17 protein-coding genes and 1 pseudogene are annotated in these 19,784 nt (G+C 58.5%); 10 read left to right on the plus strand and 8 right to left on the minus strand.

Going from position 1 to position 19,784, the window contains the following annotated elements; genetic code table 11:
* Positions 1-202 precede the first annotated feature (202 nt).
* From galM to modE, 6 genes are all read right to left on the minus strand, one after another.
* Complete coding sequence (gene galM, locus ACERY3_RS02560) at positions 203-1,246, minus strand: galactose-1-epimerase (protein WP_373225000.1); 1,044 nt, start codon at positions 1,244-1,246, stop codon at positions 203-205.
* Positions 1,240-2,388, minus strand: a complete 1,149-nt coding sequence (gene galK, locus ACERY3_RS02565; RefSeq protein ID WP_033144961.1) for a galactokinase — start codon at positions 2,386-2,388, stop codon at positions 1,240-1,242. The genes galM and galK overlap by 7 nt, the downstream gene beginning before the upstream one ends.
* A gap of 5 nt (positions 2,389-2,393) precedes the next feature.
* A complete protein-coding gene (galT, locus tag ACERY3_RS02570; protein WP_373225001.1) occupies positions 2,394-3,440 on the minus strand; it encodes a galactose-1-phosphate uridylyltransferase in 1,047 nt (348 codons plus the stop codon).
* A 9-nt stretch (positions 3,441-3,449) separates the two neighbouring features.
* Complete coding sequence (gene galE / locus ACERY3_RS02575) at positions 3,450-4,466, minus strand: UDP-glucose 4-epimerase GalE (protein WP_024908784.1); 1,017 nt, start codon at positions 4,464-4,466, stop codon at positions 3,450-3,452.
* Positions 4,467-4,667: 201 nt separating this feature from the next.
* Positions 4,668-6,140, minus strand: coding sequence for a molybdate ABC transporter ATP-binding protein ModF (gene modF, locus ACERY3_RS02580; protein ID WP_319875523.1), 1,473 nt, complete (start codon positions 6,138-6,140; stop codon positions 4,668-4,670).
* 67 nt (positions 6,141-6,207) lie between these two features.
* On the minus strand, positions 6,208-6,996 hold the full coding sequence (gene modE, locus ACERY3_RS02585; protein WP_319875524.1) for a molybdenum-dependent transcriptional regulator: 789 nt from the start codon (positions 6,994-6,996) through the stop codon (positions 6,208-6,210).
* A gap of 127 nt (positions 6,997-7,123) precedes the next feature.
* On the opposite strand from modE, the gene ACERY3_RS02590 reads away from it, so the two are divergent.
* The 4 genes and pseudogenes from ACERY3_RS02590 (at position 7,124) to modC (ending at position 9,962) form a co-directional block, all read left to right on the plus strand.
* Complete coding sequence (locus ACERY3_RS02590) at positions 7,124-7,273, plus strand: AcrZ family multidrug efflux pump-associated protein (protein WP_023310811.1); 150 nt, start codon at positions 7,124-7,126, stop codon at positions 7,271-7,273.
* 178 nt (positions 7,274-7,451) lie between these two features.
* Positions 7,452-8,212: pseudogene (gene modA, locus ACERY3_RS02595) on the plus strand (molybdate ABC transporter substrate-binding protein).
* Positions 8,212-8,901: a molybdate ABC transporter permease subunit gene (modB, locus tag ACERY3_RS02600; RefSeq protein ID WP_033144966.1), complete on the plus strand. Its 690-nt coding sequence runs from the start codon at positions 8,212-8,214 to the stop codon at positions 8,899-8,901. The pseudogene modA and the gene modB overlap by 1 nt, the downstream one beginning before the upstream one ends.
* A gap of 2 nt (positions 8,902-8,903) precedes the next feature.
* On the plus strand, positions 8,904-9,962 hold the full coding sequence (gene modC / locus ACERY3_RS02605; RefSeq protein ID WP_029742082.1) for a molybdenum ABC transporter ATP-binding protein ModC: 1,059 nt from the start codon (positions 8,904-8,906) through the stop codon (positions 9,960-9,962).
* Here the strand turns inward: modC and ACERY3_RS02610 are convergent, their stop codons facing one another.
* On the minus strand, positions 9,963-10,781 hold the full coding sequence (locus ACERY3_RS02610) for a pyridoxal phosphatase (RefSeq protein ID WP_319875529.1): 819 nt from the start codon (positions 10,779-10,781) through the stop codon (positions 9,963-9,965).
* Positions 10,782-10,921: 140 nt separating this feature from the next.
* On the opposite strand from ACERY3_RS02610, the gene pgl reads away from it, so the two are divergent.
* The gene (pgl, locus tag ACERY3_RS02615; protein WP_319875530.1) at positions 10,922-11,917 is read left to right on the plus strand and encodes a 6-phosphogluconolactonase; all 996 of its coding nucleotides are present in this window, start codon (positions 10,922-10,924) and stop codon (positions 11,915-11,917) included.
* Between the two features lie 77 nt (positions 11,918-11,994).
* On the opposite strand, the gene ACERY3_RS02620 is transcribed toward pgl, so the two are convergent.
* Complete coding sequence (locus ACERY3_RS02620; protein ID WP_033144970.1) at positions 11,995-13,278, minus strand: putative acyl-CoA thioester hydrolase; 1,284 nt, start codon at positions 13,276-13,278, stop codon at positions 11,995-11,997.
* Between the two features lie 226 nt (positions 13,279-13,504).
* Here ACERY3_RS02620 and hutI point away from each other — a divergent pair, with 226 nt between their 5' ends.
* The 5 genes from hutI to hutH all read left to right on the plus strand — a co-directional run bounded on the left by hutI (position 13,505) and on the right by hutH (position 19,750).
* A complete protein-coding gene (hutI, locus tag ACERY3_RS02625; RefSeq protein WP_058841701.1) occupies positions 13,505-14,728 on the plus strand; it encodes an imidazolonepropionase in 1,224 nt (407 codons plus the stop codon).
* Positions 14,725-15,663 (plus strand): formimidoylglutamase, encoded by a 939-nt coding sequence (gene hutG / locus ACERY3_RS02630; protein WP_058841700.1) that lies wholly within the window; start codon positions 14,725-14,727, stop codon positions 15,661-15,663. The genes hutI and hutG overlap by 4 nt, the downstream gene beginning before the upstream one ends.
* A gap of 19 nt (positions 15,664-15,682) precedes the next feature.
* Positions 15,683-16,417 carry a histidine utilization repressor gene (locus tag ACERY3_RS02635; protein WP_058841699.1) on the plus strand — a complete coding sequence of 245 codons (735 nt, stop codon included), beginning with the start codon at positions 15,683-15,685 and terminating at the stop codon, positions 16,415-16,417.
* 127 nt (positions 16,418-16,544) lie between these two features.
* A complete protein-coding gene (hutU, locus tag ACERY3_RS02640) occupies positions 16,545-18,230 on the plus strand; it encodes a urocanate hydratase (RefSeq protein ID WP_058841698.1) in 1,686 nt (561 codons plus the stop codon).
* Entirely contained in the window at positions 18,230-19,750 is a 1,521-nt protein-coding gene (gene hutH / locus ACERY3_RS02645) for a histidine ammonia-lyase (protein WP_058841697.1), read from the plus strand. Before hutU ends, hutH begins: the two co-directional genes overlap by 1 nt.
* Positions 19,751-19,784 lie beyond the last annotated feature (34 nt).

Genomic DNA, 19,784 nt, shown 5'->3' on the forward strand with positions numbered 1-19,784 from the left:
CTTAACCCTAACCATAGCGAAAATAGTCTCTGAGTGTAAGATGCTTGTGAATCCAGGGTTATGATTTTGTCTGCGATCGGCGCTATTTTCAGCAAGGCGCGCAGAAAAAAGCCCTCGTTGTGAGGGCTGGCGTTTTTTGCCGGATGGCGCTTCGCTTATCCGGCCTAACCGTAGGCCCGTGCAAGCGTAGCGCCGCCGGGCGTTAAGCGCGCGGAGTGAAATGATACTCGGTGACGCTCACGTACTCTTCACCCGGGCGCAGCACGCAGTCCGGCTGCGGCCATTCCGGATGGTTCGGGCTGTCCGGCAGGAACTCGCTCTCCAGCGCCAGGCCTTGCCAGTCGCTGTACTCATCGTGTTCGCGCGCCGTCGTGCCGCCGAGGTAGTTGCCTGAGTAAAACTGCAGGGCAGGGGCGGTGGTATAAACCGTCATCTGCAGTTTCTCATCCGCAGACCAGACCTGCGCGGCAGGCTGTTTCACATCGCCTTTGGCCTGCAGCAGGAAAGCGTGATCGTAGCCTTTCACCTTGCGCTGATCGTCATCACTCATGAAATCCTGGGCGATGGTCTTCGCGCTGCGGAAGTCAAAGCTGGTGCCGCTCACGTCTTTGAGGCCCTGATGCGGAATGCCCATCTCGTCAACCTGCAGATACGCATCCGCCAGGATCTGCAGCTTGTGGTTGCGAACGTCGCACTGGTTACCGTCCAGGTTGAAATACGCGTGATTGGTCAGGTTGACTGGACACGGCTTGTCGACCGTCGCACGGTATTCGATGGCGATACGGTTGTCGTCGGTCAGCGTAAAGCGCGCGGACGCGACAAGGTTCCCCGGGAACCCCTGGTCGCCATCAGGCGAATCCAGCGAGAACAGCACTTCCCCGTCGTTTTGACGAACAATCTTCCAGCGGCGTTTATCAAACCCGTCCGGTCCGCCGTGCAGCTGGTTCTCCCCCTGGCTTGGAAGCAGGGTGTACTGCACGCCGTCGAGCTCAAAACGGCTCTTCGCGATGCGGTTAGCATAGCGCCCAACGGACGCGCCCAGATAGGCGGACTGATTGACGTACTGCTCAGGCGAGGCGCAGCCGAGCAGGGTCTCGCGCACGCTGCCGTCCGGCATCGGTACGCGGGCAGAAAGAAGGGTTGCCCCCCAGTCCATCACCGTAACGACTATCCCCGCGCTGTTGCGCAGGGTTAACAGGCGATACGGCAGACCATCCGGTGCAAGGGTAGGTGTTTCGTTTAGCACTGTCCGGCTCCTTGTGATGCTTTACAAACATAGAAGGTTTCTTTGATACCCGTTTTTGCTTCGTACTGCTTCGCCACGGCATCCTGTACGGCAGGGACCAGCTCTTCTGGCACCAGCGCAACGATGCAGCCGCCAAAACCGCCGCCCGTCATGCGCACGCCGCCTTTGTCGCCAATGGTGGCTTTAACGATGTCCACCAGGGTGTCGATCTGCGGAACGGTGATTTCAAAATCATCGCGCATGGAGGCGTGAGATTCCGCCATCAGCTCACCCATGCGTTTCAGGTCACCTTTCGCCAGCGCGGACGCGGCTTCAACGGTACGGGCATTTTCCGTCAGCACGTGACGAACGCGTTTGGCGACAATCGGATCCAGCTCGTGCGCCACTTTGTTAAATTCATTGAGCGTCACGTCGCGCAGGGCAGGCTGCTGGAAGAAGCGGGCGCCGGTTTCGCACTGCTGGCGGCGGGTGTTGTATTCGCTGCCCACCAGCGTGCGCTTAAAGTTGCTGTTGACGATCACCACAGCCGCGCCTTTCGGCAGGGGAACGGCTTTGGTACCCAGCGAGCGGCAATCAATTAACAGGGCATGCTCTTTTTTGCCCAGTGCGGAGATCAGCTGGTCCATAATGCCGCAGTTACAGCCCACGAACTGGTTTTCTGCTTCCTGACCGTTCAGGGCGATTTGCGCGCCGTCCAGCGGCAGATGATAAAGCTGCTGGAATACGGTACCAACCGCGACTTCCAGCGACGCAGAGGAGCTTAAGCCCGCACCCTGCGGCACGTTGCCGCTGATAACTAAATCCGCACCGCCAAAGTTCTTGTTGCGCTTCTGAAGGTGTTTCACCACGCCGCGCACGTAGTTAGACCACTGCTGGCTGTCGTGCGTCACAATCGGGGCATCGAGGGAAAACTCGTCCGTCTCATTACCGTAATCCGCCGCAATCACGCGTACTTTACGGTCGTCGCGCTTCGCGCAACTGATGACGGTCTGGTAATCGATGGCGCACGGCAGCACGAAACCGTCGTTATAGTCGGTGTGTTCACCGATCAGGTTAACGCGGCCTGGCGCCTGGATAACGTGTGTGGCAGGGTAGCCAAATTTCTCAGCAAACAGGGATTGGGTTTTATCTTTCAGACTCATTTTTTTTAGACTCCTGATTCGCGATAGTGGACGTCGCTAACGGCACGCAGACGTTCTGCCGCCTGTTCCGCCGTCAGGTCACGCTGGGTTTCCGCCAGCATTTCATAGCCCACCATGAATTTACGCACCGTCGCAGAGCGCAGCAGCGGCGGATAGAAATGGGCGTGCAGCTGCCAGTGTTGATTCTCTTCGCCGTTAAACGGGGCGCCGTGCCAGCCCATGGAGTACGGGAAAGAGCACTGGAAGAGGTTGTCGTAACGGCTGGTCAGCTTTTTCAGCGCCAGGGCAAGGTCGTCGCGCTGCGCGTCGCTAAGATCGGTGATGCGCTGCACGTGCGCTTTTGGCAGCAGCAGCGTTTCAAACGGCCAGGCGGCCCAGTAAGGGACGACGGCCAGCCAGTGTTCGGTTTCCACCACGGTGCGGCTGCCGTCGGCCAGCTCGCGCTGGGTGTAATCCACCAGCATCGGCGAACCGTTTTCCGCGTAATACGCTATCTGTAGACGGTCTTCACGCTCGGCTTCGTTAGGCAGGAAGCTGTTCGCCCAGATCTGGCCGTGCGGGTGCGGGTTAGAGCAGCCCATGGCCGCGCCTTTGTTTTCGAACACCTGCACCCACGGATAGCGCTGCCCCAGCTCTGCGGTTTGCGCCTGCCAGGTGCTCACCACATCTTTCAGCGCGTCCACGCTCAGCTCGGGCAGCGTTTTGCTGTGATCGGGCGAGAAGCAGATCACGCGGCTGGTGCCGCGCGCGCTTTCGCAGCGCATCAGAGGATCGTGGCTTTCCGGCGCGTCCGGCGTGTCGGTCATCAGGGCGGCAAAATCGTTGGTGAACACGAAGGTGCCTTTGTAGTCCGGATTTTTATCCCCGGTGACGCGCGTGTTGCCCGGACAGAGGAAGCAGTCCGGGTCGTGCTGTGGCAGCGTCTGTTTTGCAGGCGTCTCCTGCGCCCCCTGCCAGGGGCGCTTGGCGCGATGCGGAGAAACCAAAATCCATTGCCCGCTTAACGGGTTAAAACGACGATGCGGATGATCGACGGGATTAAATTGCGTCATGACGGATCCTTAGTCCGGATAGCCTTGCGGGTGGCGTGACTGCCAGTGCCAGGTATCCTGTGCCATTTCATCAAGCGTGCGCGTCACACGCCAGTTGAGCTCTTTGTCGGCTTTGGTGGCATCGGCCCAGTAAGCAGGCAGGTCGCCATCTCGACGCGGCGCGAAGTGATAGCTCACCGGCTTGCCGCAGGCTTTGCTGAAGGCGTTAACCACGTCCAGCACGCTGCTGCCGACCCCGGCGCCGAGGTTGTAAATATGCACGCCCGGTTTGTTGGCCAGCTGCTGCATGGCCGCAACGTGACCGTCGGCCAGATCCATCACGTGGATGTAGTCGCGCACGCCGGTACCGTCTTCGGTCGGATAGTCATTGCCAAATATCGCCAGCGAGTCGCGGCGACCCACGGCAACCTGGGCGATATACGGCATCAGGTTGTTCGGGATGCCCTGCGGATCTTCACCCATGTCGCCGGACGGATGCGCGCCGACCGGGTTGAAGTAGCGCAGCAGCGCGATGCTCCACTCCGGCTGCGCTTTTTGCAGGTCGGTCAGGATCTGCTCAACCATCAGCTTGCTTTTGCCGTACGGGCTTTGCGGGGTACCGGTCGGGAAGCTTTCAACGTAAGGGATTTTGGGCTGATCGCCGTAAACGGTGGCGGAGGAGCTAAAGATAAAGTTTTTGACGTTGGCCGCGCGCATGGCGGAGATGAGACGCAGAGTGCCGTTGACGTTGTTGTCGTAATACTCGAGCGGCTTCGCAACGGATTCACCAACCGCTTTCAGGCCCGCGAAGTGGATCACCGCTTCGATGGCGTGGTCGTGAAGGATCTCGGTCATCAGCGCTTCGTTGCGGATGTCGCCTTCCACGAAAGTCGGTTGTTTACCGCCAAGGCGTTCAATCACCGGCAGCACGCTGCGCTTACTGTTGCACAGGTTGTCGAGGATGATGACGTCGTGACCGTTTTGCAGCAGTTGCACGCAGGTATGACTACCTATGTAACCGCTACCACCTGTTACCAGAACTCGCATATTTCGCTCCATTGGGCTTATGGTATGTAATAACCATAGCATAACAGAGACGCGAAAAGTGTGACATGGGATAAAATAGTGGAATCGTTTACACTCGTTTTCACACTCGCTTTTTCAATGACTGAGTGCATTCTAGATCAAAGAGATAGCGATGTATTGATGCAAGTTATCTGAAAAAGAGGAGGGCAGAGCCCTCCACGGTTAATCGACGTTGCTGAGAAGGTAGCGATAACTCCCACCGTCCGGCACAAACTCCAGACGATGCGTGATGCAGGCGGGGGCATCTTCGGCATGATGTGAAACGAACAGCAGCTGCGTTTCACCTTCGCTAATCAGCACGTCCACAAAGCGGCGGATAAGCTGGCGATTCAGCGGATCGAGTCCCTGCAGCGGTTCGTCGAGGATCAGAAGCGTAGGGTGTTTCACCAGCGCGCGAACGATCAGGGCCAGACGCTGCTGCCCCCACGACAGACTATGAAACGGCGCGTCAGCGACCCGGTTGTCCATGCCCAGGATATCCAGCCACTGCTGGGCGAGCTTGTGCTGTTTGTCAGACACCGCCTGATAAATACCGATGGAATCAAAATACCCGGAAAGGATCATGTTGCGTACCGTGGTACTGACCCGGTAATCCAGATGCAGGCTGCTGCTGACGTAGCCGATATGTTTTTTAATATCCCAGATGGTTTCGCCGCTGCCGCGACGCCGACCAAACAGCGTCAGATCGTTGCTATAGCCCTGCGGGTGATCGCCGGTTACCAGGCTCAGCAGCGTGGATTTTCCCGCGCCGTTAGGGCCGACAATCTGCCAGTGTTCGCCGGGATTGACCGTCCAGCTAAGACGGTTAAGGATCGGGCGATCGTCATAAGAGACCATCCCATCCCGCAGCACGATGCGCGGCTGGTGGGGATCGAGCGCGTGGCGGGCCGAAGGGGCGTCAGGTTCCGGAAGGGTAATTCCGTCGAGTTGTTCACTGTGCGCGAGCTGGGCGATGAGCGCCTGCTTGAGCAGCGCTGTTTTTTCACCGGTCTCGGTCAGGTTACAGTCGGCCAGTACGCCCGCGTGCTGAATAAAGTCCGGAATTTCATCGAAGCGGTTAAGCACCAAAACCAGGGTATATCCCTGCTGATTAAGAGACTCCAGCAGGGCCGCCAGCTGCGCGCGGGACTGCACGTCAAGGCCGTCAAACGGTTCGTCGAGGATAAGCAGCTCGGGCTCGCTCATCAGCGCCTGGCAAAGCAGCGTTTTTCGCGTCTCGCCGGTAGAAAGGTATTTAAAGCGCCGGTTCAGCAGGGCGGTGATGCCGAACCGTTCTGCCAGGCGCTGACAGCGGGCGGGATCTTTCACCTCATCCTGAATAATTTCCGCCGTCGTACGGCCGGTATCTTCTTCGCCTGGGCTGAGTAAATCAGTGTTATTGCGCTGCCACTCGTCGCTTACCAGCTTTTGCAGTTGTTCAAATGACAGGCGCGTCAGGCGCGTAAAGTCGCTCTGGTATTCGCCCTTGAGGAGGGGGAGCTCGCCGGCCAGCGCGCGGGCCAGCGCGGATTTACCGCTGCCGTTTGTGCCGACAAACGCCCAGCTTTCACCCGCGCGTATCGTCAAATCAGCAATCGTCAGCGTTCGGGTATCGCTAAGACGAAACGTGCCTTGCGAAATATGCAATGATGACATGATTTATCCCTGTTTTTGCAGCAATAGATATCAGGGATACGCACTGTCGGCGCGAATGTCAATGCGCTCAGCACAATGTGGCGATAATCACCCGATCTGCATTGAACCAGGCGGTAACGACAGAACCTTCTTCTAAACCGTCCGCTTCGCTAAGCGGTATCATCGCGCAAAGCGGCTGCCCGTCAGCCAGGGTCATCAGCACTTCGCACTGCGCCTGGCCGCGTTCGATATGGCTAATTGCGCCCAGTAGCTGGTTATCGGCTGCCTTTGCGGTGTCGGGATCGCGCGTGATATTGACCCACGGCGCTTTCAGCAGCACCAGCACCTCTTTACCTTCATAAAGCTCCAGGCGCTCTGCGCTCTGCGCCGTTATTGCGGCCTTCAGACGGGTGGTGCCATCGGCAAGCAGGATCTCAATATGCTGCTGTACCTGCAGATTGTCGCGCGCCGTCACCGTTCCAAACCACTGGTTGCGGGCGCTGGTTTGTAACGAGAAGCGGGAAATGGCGGCCAGCAAGCTGTCCAGCGGAACGTTATCGTCGTCGCTCAACGCATCAAACGCCTTTTGCTGGATCTGGGCCAGCAGATCGTAAAGCTGAATAAGGCGCTGGCCATAGCGCGTCACGATCGCACCGCCGCCGCCTTTGCCGCCTGTGGCTCTGTCTACCAGCGGCTGTTCGCTCAGGGTGTTCATTTCGTTGATGGCGTCCCAGGCACTTTTGTAGCTGATGCCCGCGTTTTTCGCCCCCTGGCTAATTGAGCCCGTTTGTTCTATTTGTTTAAGCAGGGAGATACGTCGCGGATCGGCGAAAAGCTTTTGCTGAAGTCGTAGAGTGAGAAGAATTTCGGCCTGCATAACAGTGTCCTGGCAAAAAGAGTATTGTGACCCAAATGGTGCAAGGCGCAAAGGGTACCGCACAAAAGGGGATGTTTTTCTCACTTTTCAAGGTAGAATGAGCCGTTCACAATATCTGGAGAAAACCATGTTAGAGTTGTTGAAAAGTCTGGTATTCGCCGTGATCATGGTACCAGTAGTGATGGCCATCATCCTCGGTGCCATCTACGGCCTGGGTGAAGTGTTCAACGTCTTTTCGAACATTGGTCACAAAGACCAGGCTAAAAAGCAGCATTGATTCCCCACAAAACGCCCGGCTAGCCCGGGCGTTTTGCTCTCAAGATTTTCCCGTCTACGCCGATATTATTTAATGCATCACCCCGGTTTACCCCTTCAGCGGTACGATTAAACGCTGGGATCTCCCTGACGTTACCGTTATATTAATATGTATATAACGCTACTCACAGGAGTTACAGATGGCACGTTCATGGGGACGCCTTTTCGCAGGGGCAACGTTACCGGACACGCGCTGGCGGACGAAGGTAAAATCACGGTCTTTGCCGCGGCGTCGCTGACCAACGCGCTGCAGGACATCGCGGCGGCGTATAAAAAAGAGAAAAACGTCGAGGTGGTCTCCTCTTTTGCCTCTTCCTCTACGCTGGCGCGCCAGATAGAAGCGGGCGCACCGGCGGATCTGTTCATCTCGGCTGACCAGAAGTGGATGGATTACGCGGCGGAGAAGAAATCGATTGATGCCACAACCCGCGAAACGCTGCTGGGGAATAGCCTGGTTGTCGTGGCGCCAAAAGCCAGCGCGCAGGCGGAGATCACCATCAACAAAGAGACCCACTGGACGAGCCTGCTGAACGGTGGCCGTCTGGCCGTGGGCGACCCGGAGCACGTTCCGGCCGGGATTTATGCCAAAGAAGCGCTGCAAAAGCTGGGTGCATGGGAGACATTGTCACCGAAGCTGGCCCCGGCGGAAGACGTGCGCGGCGCGCTGGCGCTGGTAGAGCGCAACGAAGCCCCGCTGGGCATTGTGTATGGCTCTGATGCCGTTGCCAGTAAAGGGGTAAAAGTAGTCGCAACGTTCCCTGAAGATTCCCATAAGAAAGTGGAATATCCTGTTGCGATTGTTGATGGACATAAAAATGCGGCCGTGACGGCCTTCCGCGATTACCTGAAAGGGCCGGAGGCGTCCGCAATCTTTAAACGTTATGGATTTACGACTCACTGATGATATTGACCGATCCTGAATGGCAGGCTGTTCTGCTGAGCCTAAAAGTCTCTTCCCTGGCGGTTGCGCTGAGCTTGCCCTTTGGGATCTTCTTTGCCTGGCTACTGGTTCGCTGTCAGTTTCCCGGCAAAACGCTGCTCGACAGCGTGCTGCATCTTCCGCTCGTTTTGCCGCCCGTGGTGGTCGGTTACCTGCTTCTGATTTCGATGGGGCGACGTGGTTTTATCGGCGAGAAGCTCTACGACTGGTTTGGGCTGACGTTTGCGTTCAGCTGGCGCGGTGCGGTACTGGCGGCGGCGGTGATGTCATTTCCGCTGATGGTGAGGGCGATACGCCTCGCGCTGGAAGGCGTGGACATGAAGCTCGAACAGGCGGCCCGCACGCTGGGCGCAGGGCGCTGGCGCGTCTTTTTCACCATCACGCTCCCGCTTACGCTACCGGGCATTATTGTCGGGACGGTGCTGGCCTTCGCCCGCTCGCTGGGCGAGTTTGGCGCGACGATCACGTTTGTGTCGAACATCCCCGGCGAGACGCGAACCATCCCGTCGGCAATGTATACTCTGATTCAAACGCCGGGCGGTGAAGGCGCGGCGGCGCGGCTGTGTATTATTTCAATTGTGCTGGCGCTGGTATCGCTGATGGTGTCTGAATGGCTGGCGCGGCTCAGCCGCGAGCGGATGGGGAAATAAGCATGCTGGAACTCCATTTCACCCAGACGCTGGGAAACCATACCCTGACGCTTAACGAGACGCTGCCGGCAAGCGGAATCACCGCTATCTTTGGCGTGTCGGGGGCGGGAAAAACGTCGCTGATTAATGCCATCAGCGGCCTGACCCGCCCGCAGTCAGGCCGTATTGTCCTGAATGACCGCGTCCTGAATGACGTGGAGAACAAAATTTACCTCTCGCCGGATAAACGCCGCATCGGCTATGTTTTCCAGGACGCGCGCCTGTTCCCGCACTACAGCGTGCGCGGCAACCTGCGTTACGGCATGGCGAAAAGCATGGCCGGGCAGTTTGACAAGCTGGTGACGCTTTTAGGCATTGAACCTCTGCTCGACAGGCTGCCATCCTCGCTCTCCGGCGGAGAAAAACAGCGTGTGGCCATTGGCCGCGCGTTGCTGACCGCCCCCGAGCTGCTGCTGCTCGACGAGCCGCTGGCCTCGCTCGATATTCCGCGTAAACGCGAACTTCTGCCTTATCTGCAGCGCCTGACGCGCGAAATTAATATTCCGATGCTCTACGTCAGCCATTCGCTGGATGAGATCCTCCATCTGGCCGACAAGGTGCTGGTGCTGGAAGAGGGCAGCGTGAAGGCCTTCGGCAATCTGGAAGAGGTGTGGGGCAGCAGCGTAATGCACCCCTGGTTACCCCGGGAACAGCAGAGCAGCATCCTGAAAGTGAGCGTTCTGGAACATCATCCGCATTACGCGATGACCGCCCTGGCGCTGGGCGACCAGCATCTGTGGGTCAATAAGATCGACAAACCGCTACAGTCCGCGCTGCGAATTCGCATCCAGGCGTCGGACGTCTCGCTGGTACTGCAGCCGCCGCTGCAAACCAGTATTCGAAATATTCTGCGCGCCAAAGTCGCGGAGTGTTTTGATGATAACGGGCAGGTGGAAGTGAAGCTTGAAGTCGGCAGCAGGACGCTCTGGGCGCGCATTAGCCCGTGGGCGAGGGATGAGTTAGGGATCAAACCCGGCCTGTGGCTTTACGCGCAAATTAAGAGCGTCTCGATCACCGCCTGATTACAGCAGGTGGGTATAAATGTACTGCGCGATGCTGTCGGTGGTGTTGTCACCAATCACCACGTTGGCGCGGGCTTTTATCGCGTCGTCGGCATTGCCCATCGCCACGCCGGTACCGGCGGCTTCCAGCATGCTGATGTCGTTATAGTTGTCGCCGAAGGCGATCACGTCACGCATCGACCCGCCCTGCGATTCCACATACTGCGTCAGGCGCTTGCCTTTGCTGTTGCCTTTGCGGGCAATATCCACCTGGTCATGCCAGGACCATTCGCACTCCAGACCCAGCGTTTGTTCCACGTGTTTTGCGAAGGTATTCAGTTTGGTGGTGTCTTCATCGGTCAGGGCGAATTTCCAGATAGCCTCAACGTCCTGGGCTGCCTGACGCAGGGAGGAAACCTGGGTAAAGACCGGACGCTGCGCTTCAGGCAGGGACAACGCCCAGTTGCTGGTGCGCACCACATGGCCAGTAGGGCGCTCGTACACCATCGCGTTATCCACGTACATCAGGCCGTGAACGGCATGCTCATCCAGCAGATCGATCAGCTGCAGCGCCTGGGGAACCGGCAGCGGGTCGGATTCTAAAACCTTTTTTGCCTGATAATCATACAAATAAGTGCCATTACAACAAATTGCAGGTGTATCTAACGCCAGTGCCTGATAAAAAGGGTGAATGGCAACGTGATGTCGACCCGTTACGATAAGGAGTTGATATCCCACTTCCTGCGCGCGTTTTAGCGCCTCAAGGGAGGAGGGGAGAAGGGTTTTTTGCGGCGTCAGTAAGGTACCGTCTAAATCCAGAGCAATCACACGCGAGGTCATCTGTTTTCCCGGGTTAATATTGAATTTACGTTTTGATGGGATGGTACACCGAGAGGCGAACGCTTCAAAACTCCTGTCGACAATTCAGCATTCACCGTCAAAAGTTAACTACTTTCATGCGCAGTGAGGAGTGAATATTCATGAAACAAACCGTTTATACCGCCAGTCCTGAAAGCCAGCAGATCCACGTCTGGCGTTTAAATACCGAAGGGACACTCACGCTGGTTCAGGTTGTTGATGTGCCAGGCCAGGTGCAACCGATGGTCATCAGCCCGGATAAACGTTTCTTGTACGTGGGTGTGCGCCCGGAGTTCCGCGTGCTGGCCTATCGCATTTCTCCGGACGATGGTGCGCTGACGTACACTGCCGAAGCCCCGTTGCCGGGCAGCCCAACCCATATCTCGACCGATCGTAAAGGCAACTTTGTCTTCAGCGGCTCTTATAACGCGGGCTGCGTCAGCGTAACGCGTCTGGAAGATGGTATTCCGGTCGAAACCGTGGATGTGGTGGAAGGGCTTGAAGGCTGCCACTCGGCGAATATCTCTCCGGATAACCGCACGCTGTGGGTGCCTGCGCTGAAGCAGGATCGTATCTGCCTGTTCACCCTGAGCGACGATGGTCACCTGGTGGCGCAGCATCCTGCCGAAGTGACTACCGTTGAAGGCGCGGGTCCGCGCCATATGGTCTTCCATCCGAACCAGCAGTACGCCTACGTGGTCAATGAGCTGAACAGCTCTGTGGACGTATGGGAGCTGAAAGATCCAAACGGCCAGATTGAGTGCGTGCAGACGCTGGACATGATGCCGTCTGATTTCTCCGATACCCGCTGGGCGGCGGATATCCACATTACGCCAAATGGCCGCCATCTGTACGCCTGCGACCGTACCTCCAGCCTGATTACCGTCTTTAGCATTTCTGAAGACGGCAGCGTGCTGGCGATTGAAGGGTTCCAGCCAACGGAAACCCAGCCGCGCGGCTTTAATATCGATCACAGCGGTAAATACCTGATTGCGGCGGGGCAGAAATCCCACCACATCGCGCTGTATGAAATTAAAGGCGAGCAGGGGCTGCTGGAAGAGAAAGGGCGTTATGCCGTAGGCCAGGGGCCAATGTGGGTGGTGGTAAACGCTCACTAAGCGGCTAAAAACAAAAAACCTCGCGAATGCGAGGTTTTTTTATGCCCGGTAAACGCAGCGCCACCGGGCAAAATAGCTTACTGCTTCGGCTCAGCAACCACTTTGCTACCCAGACCGCGGTTGTTGTATTCCCACATGCGGTTGAAGTTAGCGTCGTTCAGGTTGCGCTGCACGTTCCCTTTATCATCCACCGCGCCGGTATTGCCGGAGAATGGACGTTTGGAGATCGCGGCATCAGCCCACGGCTTCGCCATGTTGAAGCCTTCGTTGATCACGCTGTCGCGGATCACGACCTGACCGTTGGTCGCAGAGTCCACGTCCAGGGAGCGTCCCAGCTGCGCCACGCCGTCACCGGCAGCGTTAAAGCGGCTGTTCACGGCCAGGAAGCCGTAGAAGAGGTTAGACTGGGTTGCCGGAGCAAACACGTAACCTTCCTGCTGAGTGCGTGAGTTCACCACGCGGAAATCGGTATTATCAAACACCACCGCGCCGCGACCGGACACCAGATCCACGTCACCTTCAACGTAGCTGTTGGTCACCAGAGTACGGGTCAGGCGGTTATTCTGCAGGGTGTTCTGCACGCCGCTGTTGGTCACGAAGAAGGTGTTCTGACGGCCCAGAATGTTGACGTTGTTAATCTGCACCTTATCGCCATCGCTACGCAGCGCAACGGCCTGGTGGCTGCCGGCATCAACGCTGTCGCCCAGGGTATTCTGAATGGTCAGGTTCTGCAGCTGCAGACCGTTATTCTGAGACCAGAATACCGCCGAGCACATCACGCCAATGGTGGCGGAGCGCTTGCTCTGGCAGTTATCAAACATATACCACGCCGGTTTGCCCGGCATATATTTACCGGCCGGGTTCACCAGGTGACGCCAGGTGTTGCTGTCGATTTCGGAATCAATCGCCAGACCAATTTTTACGTCGATCGCTTTTTCGCCCAGACCGTAAAGCGTAATGCTGCCAGGGGCCGCTGGAACATACACGGTGCCTTCATATTCACCCGGCAGGATCGCGATGTACTGGCGAGACGCGCTGTGTTTAGTGATGGCAGCATCAACCGCAGCCTGAATAGAGGTATGCGTTACGCCCTGCGCACCCGCCGGGCCAACTACGAAGTCAGGCTGTTTAGGCAGGTTGATAGAAGACGGTGTCCACGGCGCAGCGTTAGGATCCATCGCCGAGAAGTAGTGCGCACGATCGAAATTCTTCGCTTCATCAGCGGACAAAATCGGTCGGGAGGCGGTACCGGGCGCAACCTGCTCAGAAGGGCGCTGATCCGGTGGTGTTGAACTGCATGCGGATAAGGTCACGCCAAAGGCGAGTGCTAACGCCAGACGGGAAATCCTGGAAATGTTCAAGGTAGAGCTCCTGGGTATGCAAGTCTTAAACGGGATAGACGAAATAGCCTGCTTTTTTATACTAAGTTGAGCGAAACGGGAAGATAAAAAGGGTAAAAGTTACATTTTTAGCCCCGGAGCGGCAGGTAGGTGATCACAAATAAATAACATTTTCCGTTAAGGCGGTTGACAGTAGACGGTGGATGCAAATAAATGTCTATACAACCTAAGACAAGTGGAATGCCCCATGCAGCAGATTCATCCCGACGATGTAATATGGCGAAATGCGCGACTGGCTACGATGGCGCCGGACGTACCTGCGCCTTATGGACTGAAAGAGCAACACGCCCTGGTCGTGCGCGGCCACACTATTCTGGCCGCGATCCCTGAATCTGACATTCCTTCCGGACACCGACACTGTGTCGATCTTCAGGGGCGTCTGGTCACGCCTGGCCTGATTGACTGCCATACCCATCTGGTCTTTGGCGGCGACCGCGCGGCGGAGTGGGAGCAGCGCCTGAACGGCGTCTCTTATCAAACCATCAGCGCCCAGGGGGGCGGGATTAACGCTACCGTGACGGCGACGCGCAGCAGCTCAGCCGAAACCTTGCTGAAACTGGCGCAGCAGCGGCTCCAGCGTCTCATGAATGAAGGCGTGACGACCGTTGAAATCAAATCGGGATACGGGCTCAACGCCGAGGCCGAAGAGAAGATGCTGCAGGTTGCCCGCCAGCTGGGCCTCAATAATCCGATTGATATCAGCCCAACGCTGCTGGCGGCCCATGCGGTTCCGCCGGAATACCGGCAGGATCCGGATGCCTACCTCACGCTGGTCTGTGAGCAGATACTGCCCACGCTGTGGCAAAAAGAGTTATATGAAGCAGTCGACGTGTTTTGTGAAAACGTCGGCTTTACCCCGTCGCAAACCGAGCGCCTTTTCCAGGCTGCCGCCGCGCTCGGTATCCCGGTGAAAGGGCATGTCGAGCAGCTGTCGAATCAGGGCGGCGCGGCGCTGGTCAGCCAGTATAAGGGCCTTTCCGCCGATCATATCGAATATCTCGACGACGCAGGCGTTCAGGCGATGGCGGAAAGCGGCACGGTTGCCGTCCTGTTACCGGGTGCGTTCTATTTTCTGCAGGAGCGCCAGCGTCCGCCGGTTGAACAGCTCAGAAAACAGGGCGTGCCGATGGCCGTCGCCACCGACTATAACCCCGGCACCAGCCCGTTTGCGAGCCTGCACCTGGCGATGAACATGGCCTGCGTCCAGTTTGGTCTGACCCCTGAAGAGGCCTGGGCTGGCGTCACGCGGCATGCCGCGCAGGCGCTGGGCCGTGGCGCAACCCACGGGCAGCTGCGGGCAGGGTTTGTCGCCGATTTTATCGTCTGGGATGCTCATCATCCGGTTGAGATGGTCTACGAGCCGGGACGCAATCCGCTGTATCAACGTATTTTCCGTGGGGAGGCAGTATGAGGTTATGGCGGCCCGTAGCCGAAACCGTCTGGCAGGGGCGCGATGACAGCGCCGAGGCCAGCAGTGCAAAGCGCATTTTCCAGACGATAAAGCAGCAGGGCCAGTTCACGCCGCTTTCATCCGGCATCGCGCTGATAGGCTTTGAATGTGATGAAGGGGTTAAACGCAATCAGGGCAGGCCCGGTGCCGTGCAGGCACCGGATACGCTGCGAAAAGCGCTGGCAAATATGGCAAGCCATCAGGGGCATGACCGGCTGGCGGATATGGGCTCGGTGTATGTTGAAGGCGACGAGCTGGAAGCGGCGCAGCAGGCGTTAAGCGATGCCGTCACGGCCTGTCAGCAGTCCGGGATGCGGACGCTGGTGTTTGGCGGCGGGCACGAAACCGCGTGGGCGCACGGTCGCGGCGTGCTGGAGGCCTTCCCGAACGAGCGGGTTGTCATTATCAACCTTGATGCCCACCTCGATCTGCGCAAGGCCGACCGGGCCACATCCGGCACCCCGTTTCGCCAGCTGGCGCGCTACTGCGATGAGCGCGGGCGGGAATTTCACTACGCCTGCCTTGGCGTGAGCCGGGCGGCGAACACGCTGGCGCTGTGGGATGAGGCCGAACGCCTGAACGTCACGCTGGTGGAAGATCTCCATTTCAGGCGCGATGCGCTATCCGCCCTGGAAAGGGTGCTGGCGCAGGCCGATCGTATCTATCTGACGATCGATCTGGACGTCCTGCCCGCCAGCGAAATGCCTGCCGTGTCCGCACCGGCTGCGTTAGGCATACCGGCGCTGGATCTTCTCCCGGTTATCGAACAAATCTGCCGCAGCGGTAAGCTACAGGCCGCCGATCTGGTAGAGTTTAACCCGCAGTACGATCGGGACGGGCAGGGCGCTAAGCTCGCCGCCCGCCTGGCCTGGCAAATTGCTCACTGGTGGGCATAACACTATTCAAGGAGTCACAATGTTTTCACGCTCACCTCTGCCGCAGTCGAGCCCTCCCGCGCCTTTCTATGAAAAGGTGAAGCAGGCAATTAGCGAAAAAATCGCTACCGGCGTCTGGCGCCCGCACGATCGTATTCCTTCGGAGGCCGAGCTGGTGGCGCAGTTTGGTTTTAGCCGGATGACCGTCAACCGGGCGCTGCGCGAGCTGACCGACGAAGGGCTTCTGGTGCGCCTGCAGGGCGTGGGGACGTTTGTGGCGGAACCGAAAGGACAGTCGGCCCTGTTTGAAATCCGCAGCATTGCGGACGAGATAGCCGCGCGTAAACATCAGCACCGCTGTGAGGTGCTGGTGCTCGAAGAGACCCAGGCCAGCGCCGAGCAGGCCACAGAGCTTAACGTCAAGGAGGGAAGCCGCATTTTCCACTCCGTGATGGTGCATTTCGAAAACGACATTCCGGTGCAGATTGAAGATCGCTGCGTGAACGCTGAGCGGATACCGGACTATCTGAACCAGGATTACACCCAGACCACGCCGCATGCCTATCTCTCGCTCGTCGCACCGCTGACGGAAGGGGAGCACATTGTGGAGGCCGTGCGCGCCACGCCGCAGGAGTGCGAAAGGCTACGCATTAAAGAGCACGATCCGTGCCTGCTGATCCGCCGTCGAACCTGGTCCTCGTCGCACATTGTGTCGCATGCCCGGCTGCTTTTCCCGGGGAATCGCTACCGGCTGCAGGGCCACTTCATGTCATAAGTTTTATAAGCGTGATCGCTAACGCAATATAACAAAATTGTATCTTCTTTGTTAAATCTGACCTTGTGTGTGCTTGTCTATACAAGTATATCTAAATGCATCATCTGTCCCCTATGAGGAGCACACAATGTCGTCAGGTAAATACCGCCAGCAGGACGTCCGCGCCGCGCGCGGCACCACGCTTACCGCCAAAAGCTGGCTCACCGAAGCCCCGCTGCGCATGTTGATGAATAACCTCGACCCTGAGGTGGCGGAGAACCCCCACGAGCTGGTGGTCTACGGCGGCATAGGCCGCGCCGCGCGCAACTGGGAATGCTATGACGCAATTGTAAAATCCCTGACCGAACTCGAACACGACGAAACCCTGCTGGTGCAGTCCGGCAAGCCGGTTGGCGTGTTCAAAACACACAAAAACGCGCCGCGCGTGCTGATCGCTAACTCTAACCTCGTGCCGCACTGGGCCACGTGGGAACATTTCAACGAACTGGACGCGAAAGGGCTGGCGATGTATGGCCAGATGACCGCGGGGAGCTGGATCTACATCGGCAGCCAGGGGATCGTGCAGGGCACCTATGAAACCTTCGTGGAAGCCGGTCGCCAGCACTATAACGGCTCGCTCAAAGGCCGCTGGGTATTGACCGCAGGTCTTGGCGGTATGGGCGGCGCGCAGCCGCTGGCCGCCACGCTTGCCGGCGCGTGCTCGCTCAACATTGAGTGCCAGCAGAGCAGAATTGATTTCCGTCTGCGCACTCGCTACGTCGATGAGCAGGCAACCGATCTGGACGATGCGCTGGCGCGCATCAAAAAATACACCTCCGAAGGCAAAGCGGTGTCGATTGCTCTGTGCGGCAACGCGGCGGACATTCTCCCGCAGCTCGTCGCCCGCGGCGTGCGTCCGGATCTGGTCACCGACCAGACCAGCGCCCATGACCCGCTGCACGGTTACCTGCCAAAAGGCTGGACGTGGGAAGAATATCAGCAAAAAGCGGAAACCGACCCGGAAGGCACGGTGCTTTCCGCGAAACGCGCCATGGCTGAGCACGTCTCCGCCATGCTGGCCTTCAGCCAGATGGGTATTCCGACCTTTGACTACGGCAACAACATCCGCCAGATGGCGAAAGAGATGGGCGTGAATAACGCGTTCGACTTCCCGGGCTTCGTTCCTGCCTATATTCGCCCGCTGTTCTGCCGCGGCATCGGTCCGTTCCGCTGGGTTGCCCTGTCCGGCGACCCGGAGGACATCTACAAAACCGACGCCAAAGTGAAGGAGATCGTCGCCGATGACGAACACCTGCATCACTGGCTGGACATGGCCCGCGAGCGCATTAACTTCCAGGGCCTGCCGGCGCGTATCTGCTGGGTAGGGCTGGAGTGGCGTCAAAAACTCGGCCTCGCCTTCAACGAAATGGTGCGCAGCGGTGAAGTTTCCGCGCCGATCGTCATCGGCCGCGACCACCTGGACTCCGGCTCCGTCGCCAGCCCGAACCGCGAAACCGAAGCCATGCGCGACGGCTCGGATGCGGTCTCCGACTGGCCGCTGCTGAACGCTCTGCTGAATACCGCCAGCGGCGCGACCTGGGTGTCGCTGCACCACGGCGGCGGCGTGGGGATGGGCTTCTCCCAGCATTCCGGGATGGTCATCGTCTGCGACGGAACCGATGAAGCCGCCGCGCGTATCGCTCGCGTGCTGCACAACGACCCGGCCACCGGCGTGATGCGTCACGCGGATGCGGGTTACGAAATTGCCATTGACTGTGCCAAAGAGCAGGGCCTTAACCTGCCGATGATCCCTGCCACACAAGGAAAGCATTAATGAACGCATTAACACTCACTCCCGGCTCGCTGACGCTCAAGCAGCTGCGTAACGTCTGGCGTAAACCGGTCACCCTTTCGCTGGATGCAAGTGCCCACGCCGCCATTAACGACAGCGTCGCCTGCGTCGAAGCCATCGTTGCCGAAGGGCGCACCGCCTACGGGATTAACACCGGATTTGGCCTGCTGGCGCAGACCCGCATCGCGACACACGATCTGGAAAACTTACAGCGTTCGCTGGTGCTGTCACATGCGGCGGGCGTGGGTCAGCCGCTGGATGATGAGATTGTCCGTCTGATGATGGTGCTCAAAATCAACAGCCTGGCGCGCGGCTTCTCCGGCATTCGCCTGAGCGTGATTCAGGCGCTGATGGCGCTGGTCAATGCGGAAGTCTATCCGTGGATCCCGGCGAAAGGTTCCGTTGGCGCATCCGGCGATCTTGCGCCGCTGGCCCACATGTCGCTGCTGCTGCTGGGCGAAGGCAAAGCGCGCTGGCAGGGCGAGTGGCTTCCTGCGAAGGAGGCGCTGAAAAAAGCCGGATTAACGCCAATTACGCTGGCGGCGAAAGAGGGGCTGGCGCTGCTGAACGGCACGCAGGCATCGACGGCCTTCGCGCTGCGCGGCCTGTTTGAAGCGGAAGATCTGTTTGCCTCGGCGGTGGTGTGCGGTGCGCTGACCACCGAAGCCGTGCTGGGCTCGCGTCGCCCGTTCGATGCCCGCATCCACGAGGTGCGCGGTCAGCGCGGGCAGATTGATGCCGCCGCGATGTACCGTCACGTGCTTACCGACACCAGCGAGATCGCGGATTCACACCACAACTGTGAAAAGGTGCAGGATCCGTATTCCCTGCGCTGCCAGCCGCAGGTGATGGGCGCGTGCCTGACGCAGCTGCGTCAGGCGGCAGAAGTGCTGCTGGTGGAGGCCAACGCGGTGTCCGACAACCCGCTGGTGTTCGCTCACGAAAACGAGGTGGTTTCCGGGGGCAACTTCCACGCCGAGCCGGTGGCAATGGCGGCGGATAATATCGCCCTGGCGATTGCCGAAGTCGGCGCGTTGTCCGAGCGCCGCATCGCGCTGATGATGGATAAACATATGTCCCAGCTGCCGCCGTTCCTGGTGCGTAACGGCGGGGTCAACTCGGGCTTTATGATTGCCCAGGTGACCGCGGCGGCGCTGGCGAGCGAGAACAAAGCCCTGTCGCACCCGCACAGCGTGGACAGCCTGCCAACGTCAGCGAACCAGGAAGATCACGTTTCGATGGCGCCGGCTGCCGGGCGTCGTCTCTGGGAAATGGCCTCCAACACCCGCGGCGTGCTGGCGGTGGAGTGGCTGGCGGCATGTCAGGGTGTCGATCTGCGTGAAGGGCTAAAATCCAGCCCGCTGCTGGAGCAGGCGCGTCATGCGCTGCGCGAGCACGTATCGCACTACGATGACGACCGCTTCTTTGCGCCGGATATTGATAAGGCGATGCAGCTTCTGGAAGAGGGAAGCCTTGTAGGACTGCTACCTTCAGTGCTGTGATTTTTTGCCCTCACCCTCTCCCACAGGGAGAGGG

Origin of the sequence: Enterobacter cloacae complex sp. ESBL7, assembly GCF_041679625.1 — a bacterium.
Classification (GTDB): Bacteria; Pseudomonadota; Gammaproteobacteria; order Enterobacterales; family Enterobacteriaceae; genus Enterobacter; species Enterobacter asburiae_B.

Bases quoted from the DNA above. Each gene is read 5' to 3' on its own strand.
- galK (WP_033144961.1), bottom strand. From the start codon at position 2,388: ATGAGTCTGAAAGATAAAACCCAATCCCTGTTTGCTGAGAAATTTGGC.
- galT (WP_373225001.1), bottom strand. From the start codon at position 3,440: ATGACGCAATTTAATCCCGTCGATCATCCGCATCGTCGTTTTAACCCG.
- galE (WP_024908784.1), bottom strand. From the start codon at position 4,466: ATGCGAGTTCTGGTAACAGGTGGTAGCGGTTACATAGGTAGTCATACC.
- modF (WP_319875523.1), bottom strand. From the start codon at position 6,140: ATGTCATCATTGCATATTTCGCAAGGCACGTTTCGTCTTAGCGATACC.
- modE (WP_319875524.1), bottom strand. From the start codon at position 6,996: ATGCAGGCCGAAATTCTTCTCACTCTACGACTTCAGCAAAAGCTTTTC.
- ACERY3_RS02590 (WP_023310811.1), top strand. From the start codon at position 7,124: ATGTTAGAGTTGTTGAAAAGTCTGGTATTCGCCGTGATCATGGTACCA.
- modB (WP_033144966.1), top strand. From the start codon at position 8,212: ATGATATTGACCGATCCTGAATGGCAGGCTGTTCTGCTGAGCCTAAAA.
- modC (WP_029742082.1), top strand. From the start codon at position 8,904: ATGCTGGAACTCCATTTCACCCAGACGCTGGGAAACCATACCCTGACG.
- ACERY3_RS02610 (WP_319875529.1), bottom strand. From the start codon at position 10,781: ATGACCTCGCGTGTGATTGCTCTGGATTTAGACGGTACCTTACTGACG.
- pgl (WP_319875530.1), top strand. From the start codon at position 10,922: ATGAAACAAACCGTTTATACCGCCAGTCCTGAAAGCCAGCAGATCCAC.
- hutI (WP_058841701.1), top strand. From the start codon at position 13,505: ATGCAGCAGATTCATCCCGACGATGTAATATGGCGAAATGCGCGACTG.
- hutG (WP_058841700.1), top strand. From the start codon at position 14,725: ATGAGGTTATGGCGGCCCGTAGCCGAAACCGTCTGGCAGGGGCGCGAT.
- ACERY3_RS02635 (WP_058841699.1), top strand. From the start codon at position 15,683: ATGTTTTCACGCTCACCTCTGCCGCAGTCGAGCCCTCCCGCGCCTTTC.
- hutU (WP_058841698.1), top strand. From the start codon at position 16,545: ATGTCGTCAGGTAAATACCGCCAGCAGGACGTCCGCGCCGCGCGCGGC.
- hutH (WP_058841697.1), top strand. From the start codon at position 18,230: ATGAACGCATTAACACTCACTCCCGGCTCGCTGACGCTCAAGCAGCTG.